Genomic DNA, 18,085 nt, shown 5'->3' on the forward strand with positions numbered 1-18,085 from the left:
TTTGGGATTGCATAGGGTGCATTCTCACTGAATAAAACGTCCGAAACGATGCTAGTTATTCTTTCCCCACCACAAACTCTTGCCCTAAATGTATCTGCTTCGCGTTCAAATCTAGCTCACGGATGATGTATTGACCCGCACTGCCGGTGATATGGCGACGATATGTTTGGCCATACTGATCGATGAATAGACAGCGAATGTCGTTGTAGTCACCCCAGACACCAGCGATAGCCATTAGTGGGATGCCTTCGGGCAAGCGATTGACCTTATCATATTCGCGATAGTCGATGCCGTTTTCTAAGGCTTGCCGGAAACCCACCGTGAATTGGGTGTGGTCGAACTGCATGTGCTGCCTTCCTGCGGCTTGGAAACTTGTCATAGCGAGTGCCCCGCGTTGCGGTGTCTAGCCCGTGCATCTAACTCTCGTTCAGCCGCTTCTCGGCGTCTTTCGCTAGTTTCCAGCTGGTTTCTAATCCCGCCTGAAGCGTCTCGAAATTCTGCTCCTCGCGCAGCAAGTCGGCCAATGTGGTGACGGACGTGAGATGTGATTTCATCAATAGCGCCACGCAATGCGCCAAGCCATTCACCTTGCTTTCGATCCTGCTGGTCGAGCGTTTCTCCAAGGCGTGCAATTCCTTGGCTGAGCTCTCGCAGGCCGTCACCAACCGTTCGACGGATGCGAGCAATTCGCGTTCCAATGCTGTCAGGGTCTGTGTCATCTAGGGTTCCTTGATCTCGATACAGATGACCGGCGTCCCGGCCATGGTGCAGGTCTTCAATTCGGTCCGGTCGGGGTCCAGCGTCACCCATGTCTGCCCAGCCTGTTCGATCCGTGTCAGGCCAAGCCTCGTCATCTCCGAGCGCGCGTTCAAGCCCGTCCAAAACCAACTCGCGATCAGCACTGTCGCGATCCAGGATGAGACCATCACCACGATCACCCAGGGTGAGATCGTCAACCAGCGCCTGATCGTCTCGCTCCGCCTCTCCAACTCGCTCCTGCTGTCGCTCAGAAAGAACCTGATATCGGTCTCGATTGTATGCAGCGCGCTGGTCGCAATGCTGCTGAAATCGCTCCTGAAGCTCTCCAGTTGAGATGCCATCAAGGCGGTGTGGTCGCTGCGTACTGTCTCCAGGTCCGCGTTCAATTTCTCGGCGAGGCGGTTCGGCTTGCCAGTCGTCATGGAAAATCTCTCCTTTCAAACGCCAGCGCTCGCCGGTGTCGGGGTCTTTGGCGGTGATGTAATTCTTGCTGGCACGGGGGATCTCGAAGCCCGCGTCTGTGAGCGCGTCGATCATGCTGGCGCGGTCGCTGATGGTGCCGACGCTGATCTGATCGAGGATCCAATCGTGCAGCGCTTCGCGACCTTGCGCGCGCGTCGGCGCTTCAATCGTCGCCCTCACTTCGCGAGCGCGATCTGGCTCCAAAGGGTCTGCCCAACCGTGCGTCTTGTTCATCAAATCACACAGGCTGGAAAAGGCGTTTTCATGGCCTGGCGGTGCGATGTTCAACGCTTTGCCCGTGCTCAGCTCAAGGCGTGGCGTGCAGAAGTGCAGCTCGACATTGCCTTCATGCGAGTGGTGCACCCAGAGGCAATCGTATTGATCCCTGTCCAGCCCGGCAAAGGCCAGAGCCTTAAATAGCTCAATGGCCTCTTGCTGGGCGGCGGGACTGGGATCGTCGCTGTCGGCAAAGCTGATCACGCCTGCCGTGTAGCTCCACTTGTTGGGGCTCGCGTCGATCAGGCGGTGGGTCTGCTCGGGGTTGCCGTGCAGCACCTCGGGCAGCGGGTCTCGGATCTTGCTTTGCGGCTGGCCGTTATCATCGCGGATCAGATTGCGGTTCTCGTCATAGGCCAGAACTTCGCGCGCGGTCAGGTAGTCGACGGGGGCCGCCCCGCCGCCGGTGCCGGTGGAGAAAAACGTGATGATCATTCGCCGCCGCCTGTGTGTGCCGCCGCGATCTGCGCCAATTGCCGCTCGATGGCCACGAGCTGAGCAGCGACCTTAAGCGCATCGATCTGGCTCGCGCGGCCGGATTTGACCGCGCCGTTGATCCAGCGGGAGAGCTGATTGAGGTTGCCGCCGACGCGGGAAATCGCAAAGGTCAGCTTCGGGTCAACACGAGGGATGGGCTTTCGCCGACGTGCCTCGGTCAGCCCCAAGGCCTCGCGCATCAGCGTGGCATTGGGCAGGCCAGCGGCGCGCGCCTTGGCCACAAGTGCTGCCTTTTCCGACGGTGTGCATCGAAAGATCACGCTCTCGGAAAGGCCCTCTTTGACGCCGCTTGCGCGCGTCTGGTTGGGGTTTGAAGGGGAGGCTTGCCGCCCCTCACAAGTCCCGCCGATGTAATCGGTGGGTAACCTTGCTCTCTGCTCTTTGTGGGGATCAGTTGCGTTCATGCTCGAAGCCCCGCCGCCTCGATTTCAGCAGGGCTGACCAGGTTTGCGGCCAGCAAAGCGGTTACTTGGCCGGGCGTGATATGGCGGCACAGCGGATGGCGGTCTGTGATCCAGTCGGCCAAACCTTTCAGCAATTCCACCTCTTTGGCCTTGCCAGCTTCTCGTGCCTCCTCAACGTCGTGAAGGTATTTCAACCAACGGCCAGACGTGAACCAATTGTCGGAGAAGCACACTTTCGAGCGGGTGAAGCCTTCGCTCTCGGCCGCATAGGACCGCACGGCATCCTCGAGGTCTTTGGCATCCACTCCGTCGGCCAGCGCTTGGCGGATTTGCGAGAGGCAAACCGCTTTCCCGCGAACGCGATCCTCGGGATAGGCTGACAAAATCTTTTCTGAAACCTGATCCTCCACCGCCGCCTTCGCATGCGAAGGATTTGGTTTTTGATATGGTTTATATCTGTTCTTATAGGATTTGCCCTCTGGGGCAGATGGCTTGCCCTCAGGGGCAAATGCATCATTTTCCCTCTCAGACGGATCGATTTGCCCATTTGGGCAAATGGAGTTGCCCAGGGCATACCAACAGGTCCGATCATAACGATCATCGCTGAAATTGCCCTTGATGATCAGCTCTGCACTGACCAGCTTTTCGAGCGCCGTACGGATCTGCTTCTCGCTCAGATAGGGGAACAACTCACCAAAGGCCGAGATCGAATTGTAGGTCCAGAACCTCCCGTCGCGAAGGTTCCGGCGATTGGCTTGGTTCTTCTCGATCCAAAAGTTGATGTTCTGGAAGATCACCGCCGCGTTCAGGCCAACGCGTTTCGCGATTTCGGGATCAAAGCTATGGCGGCTCATGATTGGCCCCCGAAATACGCACAAACGTGCGAATTTTGTACAGGTTTTGTACGAGAAATCGGCCGTTTCAGCCGATTTCGCCACGAAAGCTGACGGGACTTTCTGCACGCTTCCGCACAACATCCTGTAAATAAGCCATATTTTTCAGTTGGTTTTGGCGACCCCGGCAGGATTCGAACCTGCAACCTGCCCCTTAGGAGGGGGCTGCTCTATCCTGTTGAGCCACGGGGCCGCGCCGGGGTGTTCTAGCCCGCTCGGCGGGGCTTGTCATCGGTGGAATTTGCGAAATTCCCGGTGGGGCGACTTATCGTCGTGCTTGAACATGTTGAACTGTTCGCGGTAACATTTTTGCAACCAAGTGCAGGAAGAACTCAGTGACAGATGAAAACAGGCGCTCCCTAACTCTGCGCGACGTGTCCGAAGCGTCGGGCGTGTCGGAAATGACGGTCAGCCGCGTGCTGCGCAACCGGGGCGACGTGTCGACCGCCACGCGCGAACGGGTTCTGAAAGCCGCTAAAGAGCTGGGATATGTGCCCAACAAGATCGCCGGCGCGCTGGCCAGCCAGCGGGTGAACCTCGTCGCGGTCATCATCCCGTCCCTATCCAACATGGTTTTTCCCGAAGTGATGAGCGGAATCTCCGCTGTGCTGGAGGACACCGGTCTGCAACCGGTGGTCGGGGTCACCAACTATCTGCCCGAGTCCGAGGAAAAAGTGCTGTACGAAATGTTGTCGTGGCGGCCGTCGGGCGTGATCATTGCCGGTCTTGAGCGATCGGACGCCAGCCGCGCCATGCTGGAAGCTTCCGGTATCCCGGTGGTCGAGATCATGGATGTCGACGGCAAGCCGATCGACTCGATGGTCGGAATCTCGCACCGTCGTGCCGGACGTGAGATGGCGAAGGCGATCCTCAAGGCGGGGTTTCAGAACATCGGCTTCCTTGGCACCAAGATGCCGCTGGATCACCGGGCCCGCAAGCGGTTCGAAGGTTTCACCGAGGCCCTGGCCAAGTCAGGTGTCGAGATCATGGACCAGGAGTTCTATTCCGGCGGCTCGGCGCTCGCCAAGGGTCGCGAGATGACCGAGACGATCCTGAAGCGGTCGGAAGAGTTGGATTTCCTTTATTATTCCAATGACATGATCGGCGCAGGTGGATTGCTTTACCTGTTGGAGCAAGGCGTCAAGATCCCCGAACAGGTCGGACTTGCCGGATTCAACAAGGTCGAATTGCTGGAAGGCCTGCCGCGCCGCTTGGCAACAATGGATGCGTGCCGCCGCGAGATCGGTGAGAAGGCCGCCGAGATCATCGCCAAACGTGTCGCCGGCGAAGACCCCGAACGGATTATCGAGCTGACGCCGAAAATTTCCTTCGGGGACACGCTGAAACGGCGCTGATCCGGTCAGGGCTTGATCCGCGCTTCGGCCCGCTTCATCGCATTGCGGAAATGCGGAGCGCGGCGGCGGTTAAGGACGGCCTTGCAGTAGCGGATCAGGAAACGGGGCCGGTCGGCAGCTTCCAGCATTTGCAGCATTTCTTTCTGAAAGCGCGGGTTCTCTCGGCGGCGACGCAACAAGCTGTAGAACCCGGGCCCGGTCAAACTGCCATCGACACAGCCTTCGACCACAGGTTTCAGGATCCCCAATTGCAGCCACAATGACGCGATCCGGTGCCCCATGAAGCGACACCGATACTTGTGGATGTTTGGGCCCCGGAACAGTGCGGCGTGCATCGCGTCCAGCGACGCGCGCGGATCATAGAACAGGTGAACGGCGCCGGCATGAGCCACCATGTCCGGCGCATATCCATAGCGGCCATTGAAATTGCGCCGCCACGCTTTGCGATACCGCGTTTCCCAGCCGGCGACTTCTCGGTCCAGAGTGGCCTGCGGCGAGATGCAGATCACCGTCGCACCGGGCGCCGCCGCCGAAAACGCCGCTGCTGCATATGCTCCCATGGACGCGCCATAAAATACCACCTTGTCAAACTTCTGAAAGAAGCCGTCATTTCGAAGACGGTCAAAGAAGTCCAGCACGTCACGGTCACGATACCATGTCCAATCATGGGCCATCATGCCCAGCATGGACCAACCGCGTGAGGTCACAAAATCATAGCCCCACGGCATCTTGTCGTCGCCGCGTTCATAGACGTGATCGAGGTTTTCAAAGGTCACGATCAGGGTTTCGCCGCGCTCTACGAAAAGCGCGGTGTGCTGGGCGCCCAGTTCCTCGTAAAAGCCCTCATCATCACCAATCTGATGCAGGTTCTGCCGCCAGGCATCTCGGGTGATCGGTTCCACGGCTGGTTCGGCGGGAGGGGAGGATTGGTCGTTCATCGTTCAGGCCGCCTGCGCCAAAGTTTTACGCACGTCTTCATACATCTCGAAATCCGGGCCAAAGGCAGTTTCGATGTTTTTGCGGTCGGTGGGAGTCATCTCGGCAATCAGTTCGGCGCTGGACGACTTATGGCCCAACGACGACCGCGTGTCCTGCAGCATCGGTTCAGCATCGAACACCCGGCGGGTAACATGAGCAAGTGCGCCCTTCAGGTCCGCCATGTCGCCGACGAAATCATAGTTGATGAAATCATAGGACACTTCCTTGCGCTGGCTGCGCCAGTGGCGGTCCACGTCGCGGGCGCCCTCATCCTGCGCCATCACGTCCAGGAATTCCGACAGCGACATGTCGCTGTTCACCGGCCGCTTGAGATAGCGCATCAGCTTGGCTTTCTGCTTGTCTCCCTTCACGATCTTGTCGGCATAGGACGACACCGTGCGCGCAGTCGGTTCGCGCAGGATGGTAAAGCGGAACACCTGCCGGTCCGCCAGCGCCTCCATCACACGAGGCATCGACAGCCCGCGCGGGCCGGTCAGCAAAAGCGATTTTGGCGGCGTATGCACAGTGGACATATCGATCGACGCTGCGTCCTCGCCTTTCTCTGACAGCATATGCGCCATCAAGGTCGCAAGAACCGTGGTGCAGGCCGCCTTGTGGTTCTTCATGTAAAGAAAAGGTTTGCCGCTGACAGGAATATTGACCAGTTGCAGAAAATGCTTCTGGTGCAGATAGTTATCAAGGATTTTGGGGTGAAAGCTCATGCCCCGGCCTCTTTGAACAGACCCGGCGCGCCCTTCACAAGCATGTCCCGGCATTCCTTGACATATTGCTTCTCGACCCGGAAATCGCGCGACAGCTTGTCGATCGACGCCTCACCTTTCAGCGCCTCGATCGCGATCTTGGCGCGAAACTCGGGATCATCGTGACCTTCTGGTTTCTTGACGATCTTGGCCGGGATCGGCGCCGCTGCGGGATCAATCCCATGTTTCGAAATCAGCTTGTCCATGAAAGATCCGCGACGGGGGGTATTGTTTTCCTTTTCCTCAAGCCGCGGCTTCATCCGCCGGGCCCAGAAATGGACGCCACGGGTCTTGTCGGTAAGCCGGTCCTCGATGTTGAACCGGCTCATAATCATGTGATTCCGGTCCTTGAACGAAATCGGATAGAACGCCTCGACCGGTTCGGCATACTTGATCTCACCCGATTGTTGCAGGAACCACGTCACCGCCGCGGGGCCGGTGAAGCCCCAGTTCTGTTCGGTCATGTGGACCGGCTTTCCAGCGTCTTTTTCAGCCTGCAATTCCGCCTGTTGCCAAGGTTTCAGCCACGGCCCGATCGCGTATTCGTCCTTGAAGAATTCCAACATGAGGTCCAGCGCCTTCGACCCTTTGGGAAGGCCCAACACCGCATTGCAGACAAGGCCGTCCTTTTCCCATCCAAAGACCGACTGGCGCGAGAAGTCAAAAGGCCGCCAGCAATACATATCCGCGTCGACCCAAATCTTGTCGGTCTTTTTCAACAGGTTCAGTCGCCACAGGTCGGCATGAATCGCGGGACTGCCGGTTCGGGCGTGGCGATACATCGGCTCGGACGGAAAAATCTCTTCGGCGTCGCCAGAATGTACGCCCTCGGGGATATTGGGAATATCGCCATAACTGTAGAGCGTGATGTGATGACCATTGTCGGCAAAGGATTTCAGGCACAACTGTTCCAGCCATGTCAGTTGCCCGCCAATCCAGAGAGTGGCGATTTCCGGTAGTTTGCTCATCGGCCTGCCTTTTGGCTCCATTTTCGAAACAGTCTAGGGATCAATTGGAGATTTGTCTTGGAAATTAACACTGTCCGTCAGCTCGATTAATGCGCCGTTTCGGTGCGTTCGACGGTGAAAAAAAACTGCTCATCCTCACCGCGCTCCAGCACTTCATCAGGGATCACGTCCGGCCCTGCAAGGAACACATTGGCCCCGAATGCGTGGTGCATCCGCGCCAGTTTCTGCAGGCGCGGCCCGGTCAGGTCAGCATAGAATTTGGAATAGTTCTCGGTCGCGCGCAATTCGTCGATCTTGGCGCGGTGGGCGGCCATACAGCCCAGATGTGCCGCAGCGATCTCGGGATCGGCCAGCAGCCTGTCCATCTCGGCCCGCAACGCCGGGATCATGCGCTGAATGGATGTGTCTTCGACCGCGTTGTTGTTCATGCGGAACCAGTATGCCAGCCCCTGGTCCCGATCGACATGGTTCACCCGGCCGCGGTCACGTTTGACCAGAAAGCTTTCGGCAGAGCGCACCGCATAATGGTTGAGCTGCACGATATCATAGCCGACCGTCTCGGTCGTGGACCGCCAGGCGTTGCGATACATCTCCTTGGGCAAGGGTTGGCCCGACCCGTTGACCCACCGGATTTCATTCCAAAGCTGCGGATTCAGACCCTTGGGACGATGCACGCCCAGCTTCTTGAACAATCCGATATTGCGGAACAGCGTCTTGAATCCCCAGGCCTGGTGCGGCTTGCGCGTCATCTCGTGCGCGCAACGGATGAACTGGGCAATCAGCGGCTCGTCGACATATTCGTGGATGTCGGAATTCCCGAAAAGCCGCCATGTACAAGAGATCATGTTGGCATCGCCGACCGCGTCCCACAGGGCATCAAGCGTGCCGTCGCCAACCTTGATGTTGATAAACTCGTCCACGTCCATCGAGATCACCCAGTCCGAATTCTGGATGATTTCCTCATTTTCACCAGCCTGCAACGCCGCATGCTGCGGCTTCAGCCCGGTACCCTTGAACGGGTTGTCGCGGTGCTGGACCAATCCTTTTTCCTGCAACAGATCAAGGAACGTGTCGGTCCCATCAGTGCAGTCATTGGTATAAACGAGAAAGTTCTTAACCCCGATCGCGCGGTGATAGGCCAGCCATTCAAGGATGAACGGTCCTTCGTTCTTCATGCAGGTGATAATTGCGGTGTCATTGCGCGTCGGGTCGGGTTTCGGCACTTCGATTTCCGGCATCCGCACCGGGTTGTGCCCAAATTCGTCCCGCGCCAGCGCGATCAGAGCGGGGTCTTCAACAAGCGATGTCTTGGGCACGATCCGGGCCACCGACGCCGTTGGGTGGCGCAGCGCCATGTAGCGATAAAACCCGTGGTGTTCATCCGGTCCGGGCGACGTACCAACCACCCGGACAAAACGCCAGACGCTGTTTTCTCCGGCTTTGTCCGGTGCCACCGCCCAGCGACGCGGGCCGCGTGTGGCATCGAACTGGATGCAGATATGATCCCCAAATGCCGGTGCCTCGCCCTTGCGGACACGCCACGGATAGACGTGCCGCCCGTTCAGCGCCAAAGCCCCGGTTCTGGACGCCACCACCCGGTCAAACACCGGCCCCGGGGCGGCCTGCACCAGATCACACATCTCGACCGAGATCACCGCCCGTGCCGTATTCAGGAACATCCGCCGTGCCAGTTCAAACAGTTGCAACTGCCCCAGCGGAGAGCGCCACGGATCGGCCGACGGCACCTTCATTCGGTCCTTGCCGGGGGCGCCGGGCGTGGCAAACGGGTGGGCCTCGGGCGGCATATCGGGCTGGCCAAGCGGCAGATCAAAGGATAGCACGACAACACGTTCCAGTGCGTCAAGATCACCGACCTCCGCCGCAAGCTCGTCCATGAAGCTGCGCGACAGGTCCGGCAGGGCACGGTCGATGATTAGCGCCGCCTGCAACCCGTGGTGACGCATGTGCCAACGCAGCCAATCGGCAGCGTCGCGCGCGGTCTCGCCATTGTGGATCACAAGCCCGGTATTCAACCCCTGAAACAGGTCCGTCCGGGCAGGCTGGGGCGAAAACGCATACGGTATGCCATCGATGTTCAGGGTGACCGACCCGGTGTCGCTCGCCCCAGTATCACACGCCCCTGTGTCGCCCTGTTCGTCCGCAACCGCAGTCACGATCAGCGCATCCCCGACCGACCGCACGTCGTTGATCTTTGAACCCGTGGCCTCGGTGACACGTTTGGCATTGAACCCGGCAGCAAAGAACACACGACAGTCCTCACCCGTGCCGACACAGGCCAGAACGGTGGCGTCGCCGCATCGGATATGCGGTAGGGTGATGCTTTGGATGTCTGGCTTGCTCATTCCGATGCCTGCGCGGATGCGTTCGTTCACGACGCCCCTTGCGTTAGTTGATACCATTTAACCAATTGTTGCTGCAAACTCTTCGAAAGCGCCACGCTACCACCTGCCGACAGAATCTCGGTCAGAAGCTGGTGATTGTCCGCATCCCGCAACATCTGTGCAAACCGCGCTTTGTGCCAGCCCACCGCCTTCAGATGTAAATCCGCCACGTCCGGCACCTGCAGCAGCGCTTGCAGCTCAACCTCGGTGCCCGGTCGCATCACGTCAATCGAGCGGTCCTCGACCTGGTTGTAATTCCTTTCGACCCAATACCCCAGATCGACCTGCTTGGACGTCCGGTTCGGCAATCCCCGCCCAGTTTTTACAAGAAATGCGGCGGCGGAACGGACTGAGTAATGATTCATTTCCACCAGCGCACGGCCCGGCGGCATTCCCCAGAGCGACAGACGTTTCTCATTCCGCAGAAACGCTTCGGGAAAGGCGCGCCCTGCCCCATCGACCAGTTTCGGCAACCCGTGCTTGTCCTCGGCCTTTTGGCGCGGGCGATGGACACCCAGCATGTTGAACGGTCCCGACGTGCGGAACAGGGTTTTGAAAAAACTCGCCGCCACCGGAAATTGCACATCCGGCGGGATGGCGCGGGTGAACTGTTGGGTGGTTGCAAGGTCCTCGATCTCGATCCTGTCATTGCTACCAAACAGACGCCACGGGATCACCACACCGTCCACGTCGCCAGGCAGCGCGGCCAGAAGGCCAGACAGGTCATGGCCCTCAGCATGGATATTCAGGAATTCATCAACGTCCGACACCAGAACCCAATCGGCGACCTTGCGCAAAGGGTGTTTCCACGCCGACTTCAGCGCCTGCCACTGAACCGATTTACCGCCCTCGCGTTGCTGCGGAACATGGGTCACGATTCCGGCCCGGTCCAGCGCATTCAGAATGGCATCGGTGCCATCCTCGCAGTCGTTGGAATAGACTAGGAAATCGGTCACCCCCGCGGCGCGGTGGTGCGCGATCCATTCCAGAAGATAGGGTCCCTCGTCGCGAACCGACGTGACCAGTAACACGCGCATGTTGGCCATGCCCTTTATCCTGCTCCCGGACATGAATAACACGCGCCGCGCATCACACCAGCAGGCAAGACCGCAATTGCGCGGCGTGTGCGTCCATGATGTGACAGCAAAGTCAGTCTTTGGCGGCCCAGACCTCGACCTCGACGACAAATTCTGGTCGCGTGAAGCCAGAAACGATCACCAGCGTGGACGACGGTGGCGGCGTGATGCCATTCAAAAAGGTGTCCCGTGCCGCCATATAGCCCGCCATATGTGCCCGGTCGGTGACATAGGCCGACAGGTGAAACACGTCCGCCCGACCCATTCCAGCCTCTGCAAGGATGGCCTCGATGTTGCCGAAACACAGCGTCGCCTGCGCCTTGGCCCCGTCTGGGATCGCCCCATCCGCCGTCATCCCCAACTGACCGGACGTCCGCACGATCCGCTGCCCGGGCGGCAGTTCGATCCCGTGTGAATAATTGGCAAATGGCGGGGCGATACTGCTGGGTGCAAGCGAACGCATGTCGGTCTCCGGATTTTGATCTTGGCATAGCTTGCAAGAATCGTCCGACTTTGCAATTGTGGCTCCATCTCTGGCACAGATCTGATCAAGGGCCGCTGAACCGTTTTCCGAAAGGAGGAACGCGTGAGCGGGTTTTGTAATGTGATCTCTGCCGGGGGTCGGACATGAGCGTGCAAGCGAAATGGTCCGACCTGACAGCCCCGGAATTTGCCAACCTTCCGCCGGATTGCATCGCGATCCTGCCACTTGGCGCGACTGAACAGCACGGGCCACACCTTCCACTAAGTGTGGACAGCGACCTTGTCATGGCCGCGCTGGATCGCAGCCGGGCACATTGGTCGGCGGATGTCTCGGCCCTGATCCTGCCGGTGCTGACCATCACCAAAAGCAATGAGCATGATGCAGTGCCGGGAGGTATTTCGCTGTCGGGGACGACGCTTCTGGCGATGCTCGACGACATCGGCGCCGGCGTCGCGCGCGCCGGGATAAAGCGGCTGTTCATGTTGAACGGGCATGGCGGCAACGCTGCCGTTCTGGAAATCGCCGCGCGCGAGCTGCGCCAGAAACACGGGCTGATCACGGCCCACGGATCATGGTTTGGCTTTTCCGACTGGTCGACCATCTACCCGGATGCAGCTTCAGTTCACGATATCCACGCCGGCGACAGCGAAACCAGCGCAATGCTTGCGCTGGACCCGTCCCGCGTCGACATGACGAAGGCGGTCAACGAACAGCCCACCAGCCGGGATTGGGCGGATATTAATCGCTGGATCGGCCTGTCCGGTCAGGCGGCGCGGCCCGGCTGGGTCATTGGCGACCTCTCGGAAAGCGGCATCTGCGGCGATGCAACTGCCGCCACGGCCGAAAAAGGTGCGGCGCTACTGGACAGTGCGGGCCGGGGCATTGCGGCCTTCCTGTCCGAGTTCGCGCGGTTTGACCCCCAATGAAGGACCAGCCCAACCCGTCCCGCCTTGGCCCGGTCGCGATTCCCCGCCTTTGGGCACCGGGTACCTCTGAGCTGACACGCGCTGAACTGGTGCTGCAGGATGGGCGCGTAACGGAAATCCGCGCGACTTCCGAAAGCACCGCCGCCCCGATCCTTATCCCCAGGCTGGTCGAACCGCATTGCCACCTCGACAAGACGCACACGATACACCGCATGACCGGCATTGGCGGTGACCTGCAATCCGCGATCGACGCCCAGCGCATCGACAAGGTGCATTGGAGTGATGAGGACATCCGCAGCCGCGCCCGGATCGGTCTGGCCGAGATGACGGCGGCAGGCGTCGGCATCGCCCGCAGCCACGTGGACTGGGGCGACGACGCGCCTGCCCCCCGGTCGTGGTCCGTGCTGTTGGAGCTCGCGCAGGACCATCCAATCGACCTGCAGCTTTCCGCGCTGACCGGCGTTTGGCAAATGGCCGACAAAGGCTTTGCACGACAGGTTGCCGATCAGATTCCCGAGGGCCACGCGCTCGGCGCTTTCGTGCGCAACCAGCTGGGGCAAGCCGACGGCCTGTGCAACATGTTTGCCGAGGCCGAACGGCGCGGTCTGCCGTTGGATTTTCACGTCGACGAAGGGCTGGACCCCGACCTGAACGGGTTGGAAGAGATCGCGGAAATGGCGCTGGCTACCGGGTTTGCCGGTCCCATCCTGTGTGGTCATGCCTGCAGCCTGTCGCTGCGCGATGACGCGACTGTGGCACGTATCGCCGACAAGCTGGCACGCGCAGGGATCACGGTCTGTGCCTTGCCGACGACAAACCTCTACCTGCAAGGGCGGCGCAACGGCACCCCAACAGAACGGGGTGTCACCTTGTTGCGGGACTTGCACGCCGCCGGGGTGCGCATTGCCCTCGGAGCCGACAACGTGCGCGATGCCTTCTGCCCTGTCGGGCGGCATGATCCGCTGCGGGTGCTGGAAACCGCCGTGATTGCCGCCCACCTCGACCCTCCGTTCGACCGCTGGATTGCGGCGGTCACGACCGACGCCGCGACTGCACTTGGCAAACCCGCACCGGCAATCATCGGCGCGCGGCTGGATGACCTTCTGATCTGTGACGCCACTGACATGGCCGGGCTGATCGCCGGCGCGCGGCTGACCCCTGCCGCAACATTCGCAAAGGACATGATGCAATGACTGAGTCCATCTCGGGCAAATCCACCTTCGACTGGCACGCCATCGCGACCGAACTTGCCCCCGTCGAGACCATCTCGGAACCGGTTCTGGTAAAAAAGCGCAGCCGCGATTTCTTTTGGTATTCGCCGATCCTGAACCAGGACCTGCGCCGTGCTTTTGGCGATCTTGTCGCGGTGCCCAAAACCGCGCAAGACATGGCGCATTGCCTGTCGGTCGCCTTTGCCCATGAAATACCCGTCGTGCTGCGTGGCGGCGGAACGGGAAATTACGGGCAGGCGGTGCCGCTTGAGGGCGGGCTGATCATCGAGACCACGTCCATGAACCGCATCCTTGAAATCGGCGACGGATTCGTCCGGGCCGAAGCAGGTGCGTTGATGAAAGACATCAACGATGCGCTGGCAGAAACCGGGCAGGAACTGGTGATCTTCCCCTCAACGCAGGACATCGCCACGATTGGCGGCTTTGTCGGCGGCGGTTCGTCCGGCATCGGTTCGGTCGCGCATGGTATGTTGCGCGACCCCGGCAACCTGATCGCACTGAAGGTGATATCGGTCGAGGAAACACCGCGCGAACTGGTGTTCGAAGGTGATGACGTGAACCACATTCATCACGCCTGGGGCATGAACGGGGTTATTACCGAGGTCACGATCCGCGCCGTTCCGCGCCGCGATTGGATCGGCTGCATGGCGACATTCGACAACTATCCCGCCACCTATGCCGCCGGTTATGCACTGGCGTCCGCAGACGATGTGTCCCCCAAGCTTGTCTCGACCGTTGATGCCCGTATCTGCGCCTATTTCCCTCGGCTTGAAGGCCATATTCGGCCCGACAAGCACCTGATGGTCGCGCTGGTCCCAGCTGAGGACGTGGCTGCCTATCGTGACCTCGTGACCCGGCATGGCGGACAGGTCGACCTGACCATGTCCGAAGATGAACTCAAGGCCAACAATCTGCCGCATGTGTTCGAGTTCTCGTATAACCACACCACACTTCAGGTCCTGAAGGCGGACCGCAGCGCCACCTACCTGCAAGTCGGGTGCCCCACGCCCCCGGACCCGCAGGCCATCGCCGCACTGCGTCCGCAACTGGGTGACGATGTCTGGCAGCACCACGAATATGCGCTGCTGAATGGCCAGATCGTCACCTTCGACCTGCCGATTATCTGGTTCACCGATGAAGCCCGCCTCCGCCAGATTGAAGCGACCTATGAGCAAAACGGTTTCCCCGTCTTCGATGCGCACACATTCATGGTCGAGGGCGGCGGTTTGAAGAACGCCGACTATCGTCACCTTGCCTGGAAGAAGCGGCTGGACCCCAAGGGCCTGTTGAATTCGGCCAAGTCCCGCGAATGGAAAAATGTCCGCCACCTGCCGGCGGATGAAATCGAAGCCATGACCCCCAACTCCTGACCAACGACCATAGGAAGACCACCATGAACGGCTATGAAACCCGCCCTCTGACCGACCAGTTCGGGATCGAGATCAAGGACCTGCAATTGAAAGACGTGGTCGCGAACGGGCTGTTCCCCGATCTGCGTGCCGCGTTCGAGGAACACTCGGCCCTTTTGCTGCGCGACCAGGACCTTGATAACCCCACGCATATCGCGCTGGCGCAACTTTTTGGCGAAATCGAAGATCGCAAGGCCGATGAACGCAAACCGGGTGAGGCGTTCGAAGTGCCAGAAGTGTCGAATATACGACCAGACGGGTCGCTAACGGACCAGATGGATTTGCATACGCTGAACCTACAATCGAACATGCTCTGGCATAGCGACAGCACGTTCCTGCCCAGACCGGCCTTGACGAACATCCTGATCGCCCGCGTGCTGCCGTCACGCGGGGGAAACACCGAGCTTGCCTCGACGCGCGCGGCCTGGCGCGAGATGCCGGCCGCGTTGAAATCCCGTATCGAGGGCCGCGGCATCTGGCATCGTTATGCCCAGTCCCGCGCCCGCATTTCCGAGGAACTGGCCAAGCTGCCGATGTTCCACAAATGGCCCGACCAGCACTGGAAATCGGTATGGCACAATCCTGTGAACGGAGAAGAGGCATTATATGTTGCATCGCACTCCTTTGCGGTTGATGGTTATGACAAGGAGGACGGCGCCGCGTTGATTGATGATTTGATCGAGTTCTGCACGCAAGAGCGCTATGTCTACAGTCACAAATGGCGCGTCGGCGACGTGCTGATCTGGGACCAGCGCGCGGTTTTGCACCGCGGAACGCCTTGGCCCTATGACGAACCGCGCAAGCTGACCAGCATCTGCGTCTCTGCCTCGGATGAGGATGGAGTTGCCGACATGCGCCTGTCGAACTGATGGATATTGGCGGCGCGCGAACCCCGTCACTTCATTGCAGCATTGCTGCGTCACAAAAGGGGAGAAACCCCTGCACATACCAACAGAGAGGAAGACCATGACTTTTTTCACCCGAACCGGAAAACCGCTGCCGAAAGAGGTAGTCGAGTCTGCGGCCAAGATCGGCACTGACCCGATCAGTCGCCGCGAATTCCTGGCCACCGCCAGCGCTTTTGGCGCCACCGCAGCCACCGCATATTCGATGATCGGCCTGCCCACCCCTGCGCAGGCGGCTGGACATGCCAAGATGGGCGGCACCGCGCGTATCCAGATGGAAGTGCGCGCGCTGAAGGACCCCCGCACCTTCGACTGGAGCCAGATCGCCAACTTCGCGCGCGGGTGGCTTGAATACCTGGTTTCTTATGAAAACGACGGGACCTTCCAGCCGCAGCTTCTGGAAAGCTGGGAAATCAACGACGACGCCACCGAGTACACTCTGAATGTCCGTAAGGGCGTGAAGTGGAACAACGGCGACGATTTCACCGCCGAGGATGTGGCCCGCAATATCGAAGGCTGGTGCGACAAGGCGGTCGAAGGCAACTCGATGGCTGGCCGTTTCGCGACCCTGATCGACCCGAACACCGAAAAAGCCATCGAAGGCGCGATCCAGGTGGTCGACAGCCACACCGTCAAGCTGATGCTGCCTGCGCCGGATATCACGCTGATCCCCGGCATGGCGGACTATCCCGCCGCAATGGTGCATGCCTCGCACGTCGCCGACAACATGCTGACCAACCCGATCGGCACAGGCCCCTACAAGCCCGAAAGCCTTGAGGTCGGCGTCAAGGGAGTGCTTGTGCGCAACGAAGACCATACCTGGTGGAACGAAGGCAATGGCGCCTGGCTCGACCGGATCGAATTCCACGACTATGGCACCGACCCGGCGGCCTGGGTCGCGGCAGCAGAGGCCGACGAAGTCGACGCGCTCTATTCGGTCGATGGCGAGTTTATCGACATCGTTGGCACGCTGGACGGTTGGGTCCAGCACGAAGTTGTCACCATGGCAACCATCGTGATCCGTCCGAACCAGCTGGCCGAGGTCGATGGCGTGAAACCCTATGCCGACAAGCGCGTCCGGCAGGCCATCGCCATGGCGATCGACAACAACGTCCTTTTGGAGCTTGGCTATGATGGTCGCGGTGTCGTGGCAGCCAACCACCATGTCGGCCCGGCGCACCCGGAATATGCCGATATAGGCATGCCGAAACACGACCCCGCAGGCGCCAAGGCGCTGCTGGACGAGGCGGGCATGGGCGATTTCGAGATGGAGATCCACTCGATCGACGACGCATGGCGCAAAAACACGACCGACGCCGTGGCAGCCCAGCTGCGCGACGCCGGGTTCAACGTCAAGCGTACCATCCTGCCCGGTTCGACCTTCTGGAACGACTGGACCAAGTATCCGTTCTCGTCCACCAACTGGAACCACCGTCCGCTGGGCGTGCAGATCTGGGCGCTGGCCTACAAGTCCGGCGAAGCCTGGAACGAGTTCGGCTATGCCAACCCCGAGTTCGACGCGATCCTCTCGGAGGCTCTGGCGGTTGCCGATGTCGAGAAACGGCGCGAGCTGATGGCCAAGGGCGAGCAGATCCTGCAAGACGATGCCGTCACGATCCAACCCTATTGGCGGTCGCTTTATAACCACACCAAAGACGGTCTGATGGGCGCGGGGCACCACATCTCGTTCGAGATCCGCCCCGAACGTATCCACTGGACCTGATCCGGCTTGACCTTCAAACGGGCCGCCTTCGGGTGGCCCGTTTTCATGCGAGGCCCCCATGGACATGACCCTTTTCGCCCAGGCCATTTCGCTGGCCCTGCCCGCCGCCTGGCTGACGCTTGGCGTGCGTGACAACCTGGTTCACCCTGATCTGAACGAAACCTACACCGCCGAAGTCCTGTCACAGGCACGGATGAAGAACGACTATCCCGAAGCGTATGCCCGCGTCGCTCACCGCAGCATCAACAGCCGCACGGTGCAACGGGCCGCATTTCGGCTGGTCGTCGCGGGCGAGCTGTCGACTGTGATTGTCATGTGGGCTGGTGTGATCGCGCTTCTGGCGCTGGGGTTCACTGGCGCACCTGACTGGGCCCGCCCCTTGGCGCAGCTGGGCGCACTGATGTTCACCACGATCTGGGCCATGTTCACCGTTGTCGGAAACCACTTCTCGTACTGGTTCTGTCACGAGGGCGCGCAGAACACCCATTTTCAACTGGCATTATGGGGAACGGCGAACCTGATTTTCCTAAGTCTCTGACAGCCCGCCAAGAGCCTCGGCACATCGGATTTCTTG

The 18,085-nt window shown here is 59.9% G+C and carries 17 protein-coding genes and 1 tRNA gene; 7 read left to right on the forward strand and 11 right to left on the reverse strand.

Annotated features, from left to right (window positions below; genetic code table 11):
- Positions 1–55: 55 nt before the first annotated feature.
- The 5 genes from JQ863_RS01070 to JQ863_RS01090 all read right to left on the reverse strand — a co-directional run bounded on the left by JQ863_RS01070 (position 56) and on the right by JQ863_RS01090 (position 3,485).
- Positions 56–346 carry a hypothetical protein gene (locus JQ863_RS01070; protein ID WP_204112485.1) on the reverse strand — a complete coding sequence of 97 codons (291 nt, stop codon included), beginning with the start codon at positions 344–346 and terminating at the stop codon, positions 56–58.
- Positions 347–375: 29 nt separating this feature from the next.
- A complete protein-coding gene (locus JQ863_RS01075; protein WP_204112486.1) occupies positions 376–1,932 on the reverse strand; it encodes a relaxase family protein in 1,557 nt (518 codons plus the stop codon).
- Positions 1,929–2,399, reverse strand: a complete 471-nt coding sequence (locus JQ863_RS19410) for a plasmid mobilization protein (RefSeq protein WP_239113186.1) — start codon at positions 2,397–2,399, stop codon at positions 1,929–1,931. Before JQ863_RS19410 ends, JQ863_RS01075 begins: the two co-directional genes overlap by 4 nt.
- A complete protein-coding gene (locus JQ863_RS01085) occupies positions 2,396–3,253 on the reverse strand; it encodes a hypothetical protein (RefSeq protein ID WP_204112487.1) in 858 nt (285 codons plus the stop codon). Before JQ863_RS01085 ends, JQ863_RS19410 begins: the two co-directional genes overlap by 4 nt.
- Positions 3,254–3,408: 155 nt before the next feature.
- Positions 3,409–3,485, reverse strand: a tRNA-Arg gene (locus tag JQ863_RS01090).
- Between the two features lie 142 nt (positions 3,486–3,627).
- Between JQ863_RS01090 and JQ863_RS01095 the strand changes: the two genes are divergently transcribed.
- Positions 3,628–4,647, forward strand: a complete 1,020-nt coding sequence (locus tag JQ863_RS01095; protein ID WP_204112488.1) for a LacI family DNA-binding transcriptional regulator — start codon at positions 3,628–3,630, stop codon at positions 4,645–4,647.
- Between the two features lie 5 nt (positions 4,648–4,652).
- On the opposite strand, the gene JQ863_RS01100 is transcribed toward JQ863_RS01095, so the two are convergent.
- From JQ863_RS01100 to JQ863_RS01125, 6 genes are all read right to left on the reverse strand, one after another.
- Positions 4,653–5,585: a phosphoadenosine phosphosulfate reductase gene (locus tag JQ863_RS01100; protein ID WP_204112489.1), complete on the reverse strand. Its 933-nt coding sequence runs from the start codon at positions 5,583–5,585 to the stop codon at positions 4,653–4,655.
- Between the two features lie 3 nt (positions 5,586–5,588).
- Positions 5,589–6,347 carry a sulfotransferase family 2 domain-containing protein gene (locus tag JQ863_RS01105; RefSeq protein WP_204112490.1) on the reverse strand — a complete coding sequence of 253 codons (759 nt, stop codon included), beginning with the start codon at positions 6,345–6,347 and terminating at the stop codon, positions 5,589–5,591.
- Positions 6,344–7,354: a glycosyltransferase family 32 protein gene (locus JQ863_RS01110; protein ID WP_204112491.1), complete on the reverse strand. Its 1,011-nt coding sequence runs from the start codon at positions 7,352–7,354 to the stop codon at positions 6,344–6,346. The genes JQ863_RS01105 and JQ863_RS01110 overlap by 4 nt, the downstream gene beginning before the upstream one ends.
- A gap of 86 nt (positions 7,355–7,440) precedes the next feature.
- Positions 7,441–9,717, reverse strand: coding sequence for a glycosyltransferase family 2 protein (locus JQ863_RS01115; RefSeq protein ID WP_204112492.1), 2,277 nt, complete (start codon positions 9,715–9,717; stop codon positions 7,441–7,443).
- 26 nt (positions 9,718–9,743) lie between these two features.
- A complete protein-coding gene (locus JQ863_RS01120) occupies positions 9,744–10,802 on the reverse strand; it encodes a glycosyltransferase family 2 protein (RefSeq protein ID WP_204112493.1) in 1,059 nt (352 codons plus the stop codon).
- Positions 10,803–10,905: 103 nt separating this feature from the next.
- Entirely contained in the window at positions 10,906–11,295 is a 390-nt protein-coding gene (locus JQ863_RS01125; RefSeq protein ID WP_204112494.1) for a RidA family protein, read from the reverse strand.
- 164 nt (positions 11,296–11,459) lie between these two features.
- Between JQ863_RS01125 and JQ863_RS01130 the strand changes: the two genes are divergently transcribed.
- The 6 genes from JQ863_RS01130 to JQ863_RS01155 all read left to right on the forward strand — a co-directional run bounded on the left by JQ863_RS01130 (position 11,460) and on the right by JQ863_RS01155 (position 18,049).
- The gene (locus tag JQ863_RS01130; protein WP_204112495.1) at positions 11,460–12,242 is read left to right on the forward strand and encodes a creatininase family protein; all 783 of its coding nucleotides are present in this window, start codon (positions 11,460–11,462) and stop codon (positions 12,240–12,242) included.
- Positions 12,239–13,435, forward strand: coding sequence for an amidohydrolase family protein (locus JQ863_RS01135; protein ID WP_204112496.1), 1,197 nt, complete (start codon positions 12,239–12,241; stop codon positions 13,433–13,435). The genes JQ863_RS01130 and JQ863_RS01135 overlap by 4 nt, the downstream gene beginning before the upstream one ends.
- Positions 13,432–14,844: an FAD-binding oxidoreductase gene (locus JQ863_RS01140; RefSeq protein ID WP_204112497.1), complete on the forward strand. Its 1,413-nt coding sequence runs from the start codon at positions 13,432–13,434 to the stop codon at positions 14,842–14,844. Before JQ863_RS01135 ends, JQ863_RS01140 begins: the two co-directional genes overlap by 4 nt.
- 23 nt (positions 14,845–14,867) lie before the next feature.
- Positions 14,868–15,752 carry a TauD/TfdA dioxygenase family protein gene (locus JQ863_RS01145; RefSeq protein ID WP_204112498.1) on the forward strand — a complete coding sequence of 295 codons (885 nt, stop codon included), beginning with the start codon at positions 14,868–14,870 and terminating at the stop codon, positions 15,750–15,752.
- 97 nt (positions 15,753–15,849) lie between these two features.
- The gene (locus JQ863_RS01150) at positions 15,850–17,511 is read left to right on the forward strand and encodes an ABC transporter substrate-binding protein (RefSeq protein WP_204112499.1); all 1,662 of its coding nucleotides are present in this window, start codon (positions 15,850–15,852) and stop codon (positions 17,509–17,511) included.
- Between the two features lie 64 nt (positions 17,512–17,575).
- On the forward strand, positions 17,576–18,049 hold the full coding sequence (locus JQ863_RS01155; protein ID WP_239113187.1) for a DUF2165 family protein: 474 nt from the start codon (positions 17,576–17,578) through the stop codon (positions 18,047–18,049).
- Positions 18,050–18,085 lie beyond the last annotated feature (36 nt).

This window comes from Shimia biformata, from assembly GCF_016888515.1.
Lineage (GTDB): Bacteria > Pseudomonadota > Alphaproteobacteria > Rhodobacterales > Rhodobacteraceae > Shimia_A > Shimia_A biformata.